Source organism: Dactylosporangium sp. McL0621 (assembly GCF_049995355.1).
Lineage (GTDB): Bacteria > Actinomycetota > Actinomycetes > Mycobacteriales > Micromonosporaceae > Dactylosporangium.
Genome location: NZ_CP188259.1, coordinates 10156149 through 10169005, shown reverse-complemented (window position 1 = coordinate 10169005; position 12857 = coordinate 10156149). Strand labels below are relative to the sequence as shown.

General features: G+C 73.8%; 13 protein-coding genes. 11 read left to right on the top strand and 2 right to left on the bottom strand.

The features are described from left to right. Positions 1-20 precede the first annotated feature (20 nt). The 3 genes from ACPPVO_RS48060 to ACPPVO_RS48050 are packed head-to-tail and all read left to right on the top strand — an operon-like array spanning position 21 to position 3623. Positions 21-1481 (top strand): APC family permease, encoded by a 1461-nt coding sequence (locus ACPPVO_RS48060; protein WP_426505677.1) that lies wholly within the window; start codon positions 21-23, stop codon positions 1479-1481. Then, positions 1474-2424, top strand: coding sequence for a hypothetical protein (locus ACPPVO_RS48055; RefSeq protein WP_426505675.1), 951 nt, complete (start codon positions 1474-1476; stop codon positions 2422-2424). Before ACPPVO_RS48060 ends, ACPPVO_RS48055 begins: the two co-directional genes overlap by 8 nt. After that, a complete protein-coding gene (locus ACPPVO_RS48050; protein ID WP_426505674.1) occupies positions 2421-3623 on the top strand; it encodes a pyridoxal-dependent decarboxylase in 1203 nt (400 codons plus the stop codon). The genes ACPPVO_RS48055 and ACPPVO_RS48050 overlap by 4 nt, the downstream gene beginning before the upstream one ends. 143 nt (positions 3624-3766) lie before the next feature. Here the strand turns inward: ACPPVO_RS48050 and ACPPVO_RS48045 are convergent, their stop codons facing one another. Further along, entirely contained in the window at positions 3767-4183 is a 417-nt protein-coding gene (locus ACPPVO_RS48045; protein ID WP_426505672.1) for a hypothetical protein, read from the bottom strand. 80 nt (positions 4184-4263) lie between these two features. After that, positions 4264-4941: an RraA family protein gene (locus ACPPVO_RS48040; protein ID WP_426505670.1), complete on the bottom strand. Its 678-nt coding sequence runs from the start codon at positions 4939-4941 to the stop codon at positions 4264-4266. Between the two features lie 82 nt (positions 4942-5023). On the opposite strand from ACPPVO_RS48040, the gene ACPPVO_RS48035 reads away from it, so the two are divergent. From ACPPVO_RS48035 to ACPPVO_RS48000, 8 genes are all read left to right on the top strand, one after another. Beyond that, entirely contained in the window at positions 5024-6850 is a 1827-nt protein-coding gene (locus ACPPVO_RS48035; protein ID WP_426505669.1) for a hypothetical protein, read from the top strand. 40 nt (positions 6851-6890) lie between these two features. Continuing rightward, positions 6891-7898: a glycosyltransferase family 2 protein gene (locus ACPPVO_RS48030; protein WP_426505667.1), complete on the top strand. Its 1008-nt coding sequence runs from the start codon at positions 6891-6893 to the stop codon at positions 7896-7898. 96 nt (positions 7899-7994) lie between these two features. Continuing rightward, positions 7995-8321, top strand: a complete 327-nt coding sequence (locus tag ACPPVO_RS48025) for a YciI family protein (RefSeq protein WP_426505665.1) — start codon at positions 7995-7997, stop codon at positions 8319-8321. Beyond that, positions 8318-9553: an RNA polymerase sigma factor gene (locus ACPPVO_RS48020; RefSeq protein WP_426505663.1), complete on the top strand. Its 1236-nt coding sequence runs from the start codon at positions 8318-8320 to the stop codon at positions 9551-9553. Before ACPPVO_RS48025 ends, ACPPVO_RS48020 begins: the two co-directional genes overlap by 4 nt. A 171-nt stretch (positions 9554-9724) precedes the next feature. Next, positions 9725-10318: a TlpA family protein disulfide reductase gene (locus ACPPVO_RS48015; RefSeq protein ID WP_426505662.1), complete on the top strand. Its 594-nt coding sequence runs from the start codon at positions 9725-9727 to the stop codon at positions 10316-10318. Then, a complete protein-coding gene (locus ACPPVO_RS48010) occupies positions 10315-12156 on the top strand; it encodes an ABC transporter ATP-binding protein (protein WP_426505660.1) in 1842 nt (613 codons plus the stop codon). The genes ACPPVO_RS48015 and ACPPVO_RS48010 overlap by 4 nt, the downstream gene beginning before the upstream one ends. After that, on the top strand, positions 12153-12680 hold the full coding sequence (locus ACPPVO_RS48005) for a S26 family signal peptidase (protein ID WP_426505658.1): 528 nt from the start codon (positions 12153-12155) through the stop codon (positions 12678-12680). Before ACPPVO_RS48010 ends, ACPPVO_RS48005 begins: the two co-directional genes overlap by 4 nt. Further along, a complete protein-coding gene (locus ACPPVO_RS48000; RefSeq protein ID WP_426505656.1) occupies positions 12674-12853 on the top strand; it encodes a hypothetical protein in 180 nt (59 codons plus the stop codon). Before ACPPVO_RS48005 ends, ACPPVO_RS48000 begins: the two co-directional genes overlap by 7 nt. Positions 12854-12857: the final 4 nt, after the last annotated feature.

Here is a 12857-nt window from a genome sequence, read left to right as displayed (position 1 = left end):
ACTGTGGACGGTGGTGCGCGATGACGACGCAAGGCCTGACCCGCCGGAAGATGAGCGGCGGCGGCGTGTGGCTTTTCCAGGTCGGCGCGAGCTCGCCGATGGCCGTGCTGGCCGGCGGTATCGTCGCCACTTATGCATCGACCGGCCTCGTTGCCACTCCCCTAACTTTCCCACTGCTGGGCGTCATGCTCGGGCTGCTCGCGGTCGGGTATGTGGCCATGTCCCGCACGGTGCCGCACGCCGCCCCGGCGTACGCGCTGCTCGCCCACGCCTTCGGGCCGATGTCGGGCCTGGTGGGCGGGGCGCTCGCGCTGGTCTTCTACTCGGCGATCCAGATGAGTCTGTACGGCCTGATCGGGGTCACGATCGCGGGCCTGATCGGCGGCTCGTGGCTGCTGTGGGCCGCGGTGATCTGGCTGGTCGTGGCGGTCTGCGGGCTGCTGCACGTCTCGCTGTCGGCGTTCGTCGTCGGCACCGTGCTCTGCATCGAGCTCGCGGTCATCACCCTGTTCGACATCGCGAGCTTCACGCACCCGTTCGGCGGCGCGGTCGCCACCGCCCCGATCAGCCTCAGCGGCCTGTGGGCCCCCGGCATCGGCGGTGCCTTCGCGCTCGGCATCGCGGCGTTCATCGGCTTCGACACGGCGCCGGCGTACTCCGAGGAGGTCCGCACCAGCCGCAGCATCGGCCGCTCCACGCTGGCCGCGGTGCTGTTCATGGCGCTGTTCTACGGGCTGTCGGCCTGGGCGCTCGCGGTGGCCGTCGGCGACAAGCAGATCGCCGCGACCGCCGCGAACCCGGAGGCGGGGCTGCCGTTCGCGCTCTTCGACGAGTGGTACGGCAGCGGCCTGAGCCTGCTCGCGACGCTGCTGCTCGTCACGAGCGTGACGGTGGCGATGCTGTCGTTCCACAACACGATCGCGCGATACATCTTCGCCATGGCCCGCGAGGGTGTGCTGCCGGCGTGGCTGGCCCGCACCGGCACCAGCGGCCGGGCCCAGGGCGCGCCGACCGGCGGCTCGCTCGTGCAGAGCGTCTCCGCGCTGCTCGTCGTCGGCGTCTTCGCCGTGGCCGGGGCCGACCCGATCGGCGTCATCTTCACCTGGCTCTCCGCCGCCGGCGCGGTCGGCATCCTGGTCATGCTCGTGCTCATCTCGGCCGGCGCGATCCGCTTCTACCGCCGCGGCGGCGGCAGCACCGAGGGCCTGTTCGTCACCACCGTGCTGCCCTCGCTCGGCGTCATCGGCGGCCTCGTGGTGCTCGGGGTCATGGTGTCGCACCTGTCGTCGCTGCTGCAGATCGCCGACGACTCCCCGCTGCAGGCGATCCTGCCGGCCGCGGTCGTGGTGACCGTCGCCGCCGGCGTCGCGTGGGGCCTCGTGCTGCGGGCCGGGAAGGCGCCGGTGCTGGCCGAGGTCGGCAAGGGCCGGCCCGACCCGCTGCGGGTGCTCGACCAGCGGCTGCAGGACCTCGATGTCTGACCCGCGCATGACCTCGCCGCCCCCGTCCTCGTCGTCGGTGCCCTGGTGGGCGCTCGAGCGCACGAGCGAGGTGCAGCAGGCGCCGGGGTACGCGCCCGAGCCTTCCGTCTACGCGCCCGAGCCTTCCGGGTACGCGTCCGAGCCTTCCGGGTACGTGTCCGAGCCGCCCGGATACGCGCCCGAGCCCGAGGTCCGCATTTCCGGCCCGCGGCACATGGCGGGCGCGCCGGCCGGGCCCGAGCCGGTACCGCCGCCGGCGCCGGCGCCGCCGGGCGTGGACATCTCGCCCACCTACCGGGGCGCGGTCGTGGCGCGGCTGCGGCGCTTCTCGTTCCTGCACGCCCGGCACGCCTGGGAGCGCCGCCGCCGCGACCCGCTCGCCCCGCACGGGGTGGCGCTGTTCTACTGCGAGCCGGCCGGCCGGTTGTACGACCAGCTGCGCACCGCGACCCGGATCTTCCTCGGCGACGACGAGGCCGCATCGCTGCCGCACCTGCTCTACGGTCTGGCCCAGCACGCGCGCGAGGGGTACGCGAACAATCCCGGCTTCGACCCGCGCACCGAGATGTGCAACAAGACCGACTCGATGTCGGCCCAGGCCGTCTTCGCCGGCATCGGGGTCGTCACGCTCGACACGCCCTACGGCGACTGGGCCACCGCGCAGCGCACCGCGCGCAGCGAGGCGGACCTGCCCGGCCGCTGCTACGCCCGGCTCATCGACGGCACGATGCTGGTGCTCGACCGCGGCGGAGAGCTGCAGTTCAACGCGCTCACCGTGGACTGCTCGGTGCGCGACGGCAACACGCAGTACGGCACGCCGAGCATGCACTGGCGCTGGAACCCGGCGCTGGCCGAGACGCCCGAGTCCGATCCGATCTACCACGTGTGGCGGTGGATGGGCGAGATCGGGCGGATCGTCGACCACGGGTCACGGCCGCGATGACCCCCGGCCCGCCGGGCGACCCGACGATGGCGGGCCGGCTCGACCGCCTGCACGCCGATCTGCTCCGGCACCGCGACTACGACCTCGGCTTCCCCGGCGCCACCGACCTGCCGGACATGAGCCCCCTGGCGCCGTTCGAGCGCCTGCTGCTCAACAACGTCGGGCACCCGTTCGCGCCCGGCGGGGCCTACCGGATGCACACCAAGCACCTCGAGCACGAGGTGGTCGGGTTCCTGGCGGACCTGTTCGACGCGCCGCTGGACAACCGGCACGGGTACGTCACCACCGGCAGCACCGAGAGCACGCACTGGGCGCTGTGGCAGGCGCGGCTCATGCTGCCGGGGGCGGCCGTCTACTGCTCGTCGGCGGCGCACTACAGCGTGGCCAAGGCCGCGGAGCTGCTGCGGCTGCGCCTGCGGGTCGTCCCGGCCGACGAGCGCGGCGAGATGCGCTACGACCTGCTCCACGCGGCGGTGGTCCGGGACGGGCGGCGGCAGCGCGGTACCGGCGCGATCGTGGTCGCCTCGATCGGCACGACGATGACCGAGGCCGTCGACGACGTCGCCCGCATCGGGGCGGTGCTCGACGCCGCCGGGGTCGCGGAAGCCATGCGGTGGATCCACGCCGACGCCGCCCTGGCCGGCGTGCCGCTGGCCCTGGACGAGCCGGTCGGCCGGCCCGCGTTCACGTTCGCCGACGGCGCGCACAGCGTCGCCGTCAGCGGGCACAAGTTCCTGGCCACCCCGTTCCCGTGCGGGGTGGTGGTGGCGCTCGCGGACCGGCACACCGGCCGGGGCGACATCACGTACACCGCCGCCCCGGACAGCACCATCACCGGCTCGCGCTCGGGGCACGCGCCGCTGTGGCTGTGGTACCTGCTGCGGCACTGGGGCCCGGCCGGCCTGCGCGCCCGGGCCGACGCCGCGCGGACCCTGGCCCGGCACACCGAGCAGCAGCTGCGCGGCATCGGCTGGCCCGCCTGGCGCGCCCAGCCGCGGGCGTTCACCGTGGTGTTCCCGCGCCCGCCGCAGCCACTGCTGGACCGCTGGCCCCTCGCCACGGACGAGCGCGGCAACGCGCACGCCGTGCTCATGCCTGGCGTGCCGCGCGAGCGCGTCGACCGCTTCGTGGCCGACCTGCGCGAGGCGCTGGCCACCGCGTCGGGCGTCGGCCTGGTGTCGGACGCGCTGGCCAGTTGAGCGCTCGCGCCGTTCGTCGCGACTGCTGAGCGCGAGCGCGGCGCTACTCGTCCAGCCAGTTGATCGTGCGCCGCTCGGGCTTCGGGGCCAGCGGTCTGAACAGCGGCTTCGGGTCGTCGAGACTGCTGAGCGCGAGCGCGGCGCTACTCGTCCAGCCAGTTGATCGTGCGCCGCTCGGGCTTCGGGGCCAGCGGTCTGAACAGCGGCTTCGGGGCCGGCCGCGGTGTGGGCGGCCGCGGCGCGGGCCGGGTCTCCTGGGGGTCGCTGCACCAGGGGGCGGCGGTCTCGTACTCGATCCCGTCGACCGGCAGCGGCTCCACCCGGATCGTGGTGACCGCGGGGGCCGGGGTGCGCAGCGGGCGCACCGACAGCGACGGCGCCTCCTCGGGCTCCGCCGGCGGCGGGGGCGGCTTCGGCCGGACCGGAACCGGAGCCGGTGGGCGGCTGAACACCCCGGCGGCGGTCTCGCGGTTGGGGTAGTGGCGGCCCTCGGTCGACCGGGGGCCCTGGTCGCGGGCGGCGTTGCCCGGGTCGTCGGGGCGTCTCCTGAATCGGACCACGTGCGGCACCTCCTCGTCCGGTTGTACGGAAGAGGGCGCCCGATGGTTGCAACGTGTTAGCTGGGTGATCAAATGATTGTTCACGACGTGAACCGCAGCCGGGACGGCTCGCCGCGCGCGAGCCGCCCGGTGTGCTCGGCGAGGTTGAGGCAGTCGCCGAGGGCCGCGCCCGCGTCCAGGCGCTCGACCACCCGCGCCTCCGCCGCCATGACCGCGGCGGCCGCGGTGAGCTGGGCGAGCGCCGTCGCGGGGTCGAGCACGACGATGCCGTCGTGGTCGGCGACGACGATGTCGCCCGCGTGGACCGGCACCCCGCCGCACGCGACCGTCCGGTTGACGTCGGCGAGCGCGGTCGTCGTGCCGGCCATGGGGCTGACGTGACGGCTGTACACGGGCAGCGGGCAGCCGGACACGAACCGCATATCCCGGTAGCCGCCGTCCACGATGATCCCGGCCAGCCCCTTGTGCAGCGCGGCCCGGGCGAACAGCTCACCGGCGAGCGCGGTCTCCCGCCCGCCGCCGTCGACCACGAGCACGTCGCCGGCCCCGGCCCGCTCGATCGCCTGAACGACCCCGAGGAAGTCGCCCCGGCACCGCACCGTCACCGCCGGGCCGCACAGGACCGGGCTGGCCGACCGGCACCGCAGCCGCGGCGACATGACCCGCACGTCGCGCGCGGCGTCACAGATGGCGGTGGTCTCCACCTCGGCGGCGAGCCGGCGGACGGCGTCCAGATCCAGGGGTGCGGGCGCGGTCATACCGGCACGGTACGACCCGGTCCGGCCCCGCCGCCCGTTCGGGGTTCCTCGCTACCCGCGGTAATGCTCTAGTCTCCTGGCCATGTCTGTCGTGGATGCCGACCAAACGGCCAGCGAGCGAGCGACCGCCGAGGAACCGGAGACTCCGGACCTGACCTCCGGCGAGCCATCCCGTTTCCGCAGCATGCGCGCCGATTTGCTGATCCTGGCCGGTTTCGTCGCCGCCGGCATCTACCTGTTCTCGCACGTCTGGCTCGGCCCGGGTAGCCGGATCCTGGCGCACAGTTACAACGACCACTACCAGTTCGAGTGGTTCCTGGCCGTCGACACGTACAACATCACGCACCTCCACAACCCGTTCTTCACCGATCTGCAGAACGCCTCGATCGGCGTGAACCTCATGGGCAACGCGAGCGTGCTGGGGCTGGCGCTGCCGCTGCTGCCGATCACGCTGCTGTTCGGGCCGAGCGCGAGCTTCCTGACCGCGGTCACGCTCGGCTTCGCGCTGACCGCCTTCGGGTGGTACTGGGTGCTGCACCGCGACCTGCGCCTGCACCGGGCCGCAGCGGTGCTGGGCGGCGCGTTCGCGGCCTTCGCGCCGACGATCATCTCGCACGGCAACGCGCACCTGAACCTCGTGTCGATGTTCCTGGTGCCGTGGATCGTGCGCTACGCGCTGCGCCTCTTCCGCACCGCACGGCCGGTGCGCGACGGGCTGATCCTCGGCCTGATGATCGCCTACCAGGCGCTCATCGGCGAGGAGATCCTGCTGATGACCGCGATCGCGCTCGGCGTGTTCGTGATCGTGTACGCGTTCCCCCTGCTGCCCGATCTGCGCGCGATGGTCCGGCCGTTCCTGACCGGGCTCGGCGTCGCGGTCGCGGTGTCGCTGCCGCTGCTGGCCTACCCGCTGTGGATGCAGTTCGCGGGCCCGCGGCACTACGACAGCCTCGGCGGCCTGGCGTACGTCACGAACGACCTGAACACGTTCTTCGAGTTCTCCACGACCTCGGTGGGCAACCTCAGCGGCACCCTCACCTCGACGAACTACGCCGAGGAGAACGGGTACTTCGGCTGGGCCCTGCTCATCCTCGCCGCCGGCCTCACGCTGTGGCTCTGGCGGGACCGGCTCGTGCGCACGGTGGCCATCCTCGGCGCCGTCGGCCTGGCCTTCAGCCTCGGTCCGAACGTGAACTGGCACTTCAAGAGCACCGGGCTGCCGGGGCCGTGGAAGCTGTTCGTCAAGTTCCCGGTGCTGGACTCGATGAACGTGGGCCGCTTCACCTTCCTGACCGTGGTCGCGCTCGCCGTGATCCTCGCCGTGGCCACCGACCGGATCCTCAAGGCCGCCGCCGACGCCGGGGTCAAGAGCTCCGGCGTGCCGCTGCGCCTGGTGTGGGCAGCCGCCCTGGCCGCCGCGCTGGTACCGCTGCTGCCGCTCCCGCTGCCCGCGACCGGGCGCCCGCCGGTGCCGAAGTTCTTCACGTCGGGGGCCTACAAGCAGTACGTCGCCGAGAACCACACGGTCGTCCCCGTTCCGGCGCTGCGGGCCACCGGCGACATGACCGCGCTCACCTGGCAGATGGCCGCGGACATGAGCTTCCGGATGCCGGAGGGGTACTTCATGGGCCCGATCGGCCCCGACAACGTCGCCACCAACGAGCCGCCGCCCGGCCCGGTCACGTCGGTGCTGCTCGACGTCACGCACTCCGGCAAGGCCGTCACGCTGACCCCGGCCCAGCAGACCGAGATGCTGGCCCAGCTGCGCACCTGGAAGGCCGACGCGATCGTGGTCTACCGCACCGAGGCCCTGCCGCAGCTGCGTGAGACCCTGGACCCGCTGCTCGGCGCCGGCCGGCAGGTCGAGGACGTCTGGCTGTGGGACGTCCGCTCGCTGACGCGTGGATAACCGTAGACTTCCGCACCGAGGACACCGGGGAGCTTTGGGCATGAGCACGACCGCAGAGCAGGCGACGACGCTGTCAGTCGTCGTGCCGATGTACAACGAGGAGGCCGTTCTCCCGATCATGGCCGAGCGGTTGCGCAAGGTGCTCGACGGGCTGGACGTCTCCTACGAGGTCGTCGCGGTCGACGACGGCAGCACCGACGCCACCGCGGCCGTGCTGATCGGGCTGCGCCGCTACTGGCCGCAGCTGCGGATCATCCGGCTGCGGCGCAACGGCGGGCACCAGGCGGCCCTGACCGCCGGCATGCACCGGGCGGTCGGCCAGTACGTCGCCAGCATCGACGCGGATCTGCAGGACCCGCCCGAGCTGATCAAGGACATGCTCGACCTGGCCCGGTCGCAGAACCTCGACATCGTCTACGGCGTGCGCAACGACCGCAGCACCGACACGGTGTTCAAGCGCTGGACGGCCGTCGGCTACTACCGCATGATGCGGGGCTTCGCGGGCAACCGGGTGCCGCACAACGCGGGCGACTTCCGGCTGCTGAGCCGGGTCACGGTCGACGCCCTGCGCGCCCTGCCGGAGCAGCAGCCGGTGTACCGCCTGCTGGTGCCCTGGCTCGGATTCCCCAGCGGCACCGTGGAGTACAGCCGCGAGCGCCGCGCCGCCGGTGTCACGAAATACCCGCTCACCAAGATGGTCCGGCTGGCCGCCGACAGCGTGACGAGCTTCTCGGCCGCGCCGCTGCGGCTGGCCACCTGGCTCGGCCTGGCCGGCTTCGGCGTCTGCATCGCGCTCGTCGTGTGGGTGCTGGTGGCGTACTTCATCGGCGTCACCGTGCCCGGCTGGGCCTCGCTCTCGGTGGTCCTGCTCTTCCTCGGCGCCGTGCAGCTGCTCTGCCTCGGGCTGCTGGGGGAGTACGTCGGGCGCATCTTCGCCGCCATGCAGGGCCGCCCCGCGTTCTTCATCGCCTACGACTCGGCCGAGGACGCCGCCACGGCCGTCGCCGACGCCGTCGAGGAGCCCGTCCCGGCCGGCCGGACCCGCTAGATCTCCTGCGAAAAAAATCCGGCGGCGCCTGTCGGATCGCCACCCCTTCGTTCGTAGCAGCGGTGTCAGCCGTCTACGACAGGAGATGATGTTCCGATGGCGCAGTATCTGATGTCCGTGCTCTTCGACTCGTCCGACCTCGCCACCGCCGAGGAGATGACGGCGATCACCGCCTTCAACAAGGGCCTGCAGGCCGAAGGCCACTGGGTCTTCGCGGGCGGCCTCGGCGCGCCCGAGACGGCCACCGTCGTCGACGGCCGGGCCGGGGAGGCGCTCTTCACCGACGGGCCCTACGTGGAGACCAAGGAGTTCGTCGCCGGCCTCTGGGTCGTCGAGGCGCCCGACCTCGACGCGGCGCGGCGGATCGCCGCCGGAGCGTCGAAGGCGTGCAACCGGAGAGTCGAGCTCCGGCCGTTCCTGTGAGCGGGATCCAGGAGGCGATCGCCCGGGTCCACCGCGAGGAGTGGAGCCGGGTGGTCGCGACCCTCGCCCGGCGCATCGGGGACCTCGACATCGCCGAGGAGATGGCGGCCGAGGCGTTCGCGGCCGCCGTCGAGCGCTGGCCGGTCGACGGCCTGCCGCCGAACCCCGGCGCATGGCTCACCACCACCGCCCTCCGCAAGGCCATCGACCGGCTCCGGCGCGAGGTCAGGCGCGAGGAGAAGCACCGGGAGGCGCTCATGCTGTCCGACGCCCCCGAGCCGCTCGGCGCCATCGATGACGACCGGCTCCGGCTCGTGTTCACCTGCTGCCACCCGGCGCTCGCCGTGGAGGCGCGGGTCGCGCTGACCCTGCGGATGGTCGGCGGGCTCACCGTGGCCGAGATCGCCCGCGCGTTCCTGGTCCAGGAGACCGCCATGGGCCAGCGGCTCACCCGGGCCAAGGCGAAGATCAAGGCGGCCCGGATCCCGTACCGGGTGCCGGATCGCGAGGACCTCCCGGCCCGCGTCGGCGGGGTGCTCACCGTCCTGTACCTGATCTTCAACGAGGGGTACCTGGCCTCGGACCCGGAGCAGGCGGCCGTGCGCGGCGACCTGACCGCGGAGGCGATCCGCCTGACCCGGCTGGTCCACGGCCTGCTGCCGGACGACGGCGAGGTCGCCGGGCTGCTGGCCCTGATGCTGCTCACGGAGGCCCGCCGGGCCGCCCGGGTGTCGGCGAGCGGCGAGCTCGTCACCCTCGACGAGCAGGACCGCGGCGCTTGGGACCGCGCGCTGATCGCCGAGGGCCACGCCCTGGTCCGCGCGCGCCTCGCCTCGGGCCGGGCGCCGGGGCGCTACCAGATCCTCGCCGCCGTCAACGCCGTACACACCGACGCGCCGGACGTCCGCGACACCGACTGGTCGCAGATCCTCGCGCTCTACAACCAGCTCGTGCGCCTCGACCCCTCGCCGATCGTGCGGCTCAACCGGGCGATCGCGCTCGCCGAGCTCGACGGCCCGCAGGTCGCCCTGGCGGAGGTCGACGGGCTGCCGCTGGAGGGCTACCACGCCTTCCACGCCGCCCGCGCCGACCTGCTGCGCCGGCTGGGCCGCGGCGAGGAGGCCCGGGCCGCGTACGACCGGGCCATCGCGCTGGCCGGCAACACCGCGCAGACGGCGAGCCTCACCCGCCGCCGCGACCGGCTGGCCTCCGGAAGGGAACCGCGGCCCTGAGGCCCGTCTGACCTGCCGCCGGCGTTCTGCCGTTTCTGCCGGTGCCGACGCGGTTCCGGCCGTTCACCCGGCCGGTCGAGCGGTTCAGTCCGGCTTCAGCGAACCTTCCGACGCTCCCGCATAGCTTGTGCGCAGCGGGCGGCTCCGAGCCGTCGGAAGGAGCGTTGGGCGATGGCGTACCTCACCGCCGCGGTGGTTCTCATCGGGGCCGTATCGGTCCTGAACCTCGTGCTCATGCTCGGCGTCGTCAAGCGCCTGCGCGGGGCGGAGGCCGAGGCGCCCGGGCTCGTCGGCGAACCGGGCCCCCGCCCGGTGCTGCCGCCGGGCGAGCGCCCCGAGCCGTTCTCGGTCACCTCGCGCGAGGGCGTGCTGTTCGAGCCCGCCGGGGGCACCGGCCGGCTGGTCGGCTTCTTCACCCCGCACTGCAACCTGTGCCACGACCGGATGCCGAAGTTCCTGAAGTACGCCCGCGGCGCGGGGCTCGACCGCGACCAGGTCTTCGCCGTCCTGGTCGGCTCGCCCGAGGAGACGGCGGCGCTCGCGGCCGAGCTGGCCCCGGTGGCCGGCGTCGTGGACGAGCCGGACGGCGGCGGCTCGGTGTACGAGGCGTTCGGCGTCCGGGGCCTGCCGGCCATGTACCTGCTCGACGCCGACGGGGTCATCCTGTCCTCGGGCACCGACCTGGCCGGGTTCCCGGACCCGGAGCGGTACGCCGCCAAGATCCGGTCGGGGGCGGCGCGCACGACCGCGGGGGCCCGCCGGTGACGTCGGAGCCGGCCCGGCCGCGGACGGTGCTGCGGCACGCCTCGGCCGCCCTCGGGCTCGCCTGGTCGGCGGCCCCCGGCCTGCTGGCCGCGCAGGTGGCGCTCACGGTGGTCGGCGGCGTGCTCCCGGTCGTGACGGCGGTGCTCGGCAAGCAGGCGTTCGACCGGCTGGCCGGGCCCGGTGCCGCGCTCGCCCCGCTGCTCTGGCTCGCGGCCGGCATGGGCGCGGCCGGGCTGGTGGCGAGCGTCGTTCCCCAGGCGATGCGGTACATCACCAGCGAGACCGAGCGGCGGGTCGGCGTACGGGCCCAGGAACGGCTCTACATCGCGGTGAACCGCCAGCCCGGCCTGACCCGGCTCGAGGACCCGCGGTTCCAGGACCGGCTGCAGATGGCCGAGCAGGCCAGCCGCAGCGGCCCCGGCCAGCTCGTCTCCAGCGCGCTCGGCCTGGTGCAGGCGCTCATCGGCGTCGCCGGGTTCACGGCCGCCCTGGTCGCGGTCAGCCCGCTCACGGCGGCCACGGTGCTCGTCGCGGCGCTGCCGATGCTGCGGGTACACCTGTCGCTCAACCGGGAGCAGGCGGCCATGCTGTGGCGCACCGGCCACGCGCAGCGCCGCCACATGTTCTTCGCGCGCCTGCTGACCACGCCCGGGGTGGCCCAGGAGGTCCGGCTGTTCGGGCTCGGCGACTTCTTCCGCGACCGGATGCGCACCGAGCTGACCGCCGTGAACGACGAGTACCGCCGGCTCGGCCGCCGGCAGCTGCGCGGCCACACGCTGCTCGGGACGGTCTCCGCGGTGGTGGCCGGCGGCGGGCTGATGTGGATGATCGCCGAGACGGTCGCGGGCCGGGCCACCCTCGGCGACGTGTCGATGTTCATCGCGGCCATGGCCGGCGTGCAGTCGAGCCTCGCCGGCGGGGTGCAGCACGCGGCGGCGGCGCACCAGGCCCTGCTGCTGTTCGAGCACTTCCGGGCAGTCGTCGCCGACGAGCCCGACCTGCCGGTACCGGCGCACCCGCGCCCGGCGCCGGCGCTGCGCCACGGGATCGAGCTGCGCGACGTGTGGTTCCGCTACAACGCCGAGCACCCGTGGATCCTGCGCGGGGTCGACCTGTTCATCCCGCACGGGCAGACGGTCGCGCTCGTCGGGTTGAACGGGGCCGGCAAGAGCACGCTGGTCAAGCTGCTGTGCCGGTTCTACGACCCGACGCGCGGCTCGATCCACTGGGACGGCGTCGACCTCCGCGAGATGGACCCCGCCGGGCTGCGCGAGCGGATCGGCGCCATCTTCCAGGACTTCACGGCCTACGACCTCTCGGCGGCGGAGAACGTCGCGGTCGGCGACCTGAGCGCGCTGCACGACCGGCCCCGGGTGGAGGAGGCGGCGGGCCGCGCGGGCGTGCACGAGACGCTCGGCGCGCTGCCGCGCGGGTACGACACCCTGCTCTCCCGCTTTTTCCTGCAGGGCTCGCCGACCGACGACCCGCAGGTCGGGGTCGTGCTCTCGGGCGGGCAGTGGCAACGCCTGGCGCTGGCCCGCGCGCTGCTGCGCTCGCGGCGCGACCTGGTGATCCTCGACGAGCCGAGCGCCGGCCTGGACGCGCAGGCGGAGTACGAGGTCCACGCCGCCCTGCGCCGGCACCGGACCGGACTGACGACGCTGCTCATCTCCCACCGGCTCAGCGCGGTGCGGGAGGCCGACCGCATCGTGGTGCTCGGCGACGGCCGCCCGGTCGAGGACGGCAGCCACGCCGAGCTCATGGCCCTGGGGCGCCGCTACGCCGAGCTGTTCGACGTGCAGGCCCGCGGGTACGCCGACGCCGGGGTGCCGCGATGACCGCGGTCGCGCTGGCGCTGGCGGTCGCGGTGGGGGCCGCGGCGGGCGGGTGGGCGCTGCTGCGCCGCCGGTTCGTGGCGGTCACCGTGGAGGGGCTGAGCATGCGGCCGACCCTGGAGCCGGGGGACCGCGTGCTGGTGCGGCGGGCCGGCCTCGGCGCGGTGCGGCCGGGCCACGTGGTGGTGCTGGGCGCCTCCGGCGCCGACCTGATGATCAAGCGAGTGGCCGCGGTGCCCGGCGATCCGGTGCCGGACCTCGGCGTCACGGGGGTGGCCGGGTCCGACGACCGGACGGTGCCGCCCGGCCGGCTGGTGGTCCTGGGCGACAACCCCGCCTTCAGCCTCGACTCGCGCCGCCTGGGCTACCTGCCCGGCGAGCGCCTGCTCGGGGTCGTCGTGCGCCGGTTGTCGCCGGGATCGCCCCAGGACTTCGGCGCGCGGGCACCCGGTGCCCGGGCGGCCGGGGGAACGACACGCGCCGGCACGGGGCCGCGCGTGGACGGAGAAGGGACAACCCAATGGTGAAGCTCGGAGAGTGGATGCTCGCCCGCGTGCTGCCGAAGGCGACGGCGGCGGCCCGGTGCCCGTACGAGAGCTGGTGCCAGGTCTGCTCCGGCAACATCTACAAGAAGGTGTGGGTCAACCCGAACTGCACCACCGGCTCGACCGCCTGCAACGACCCGTGGGATGGCTGCTAGTACG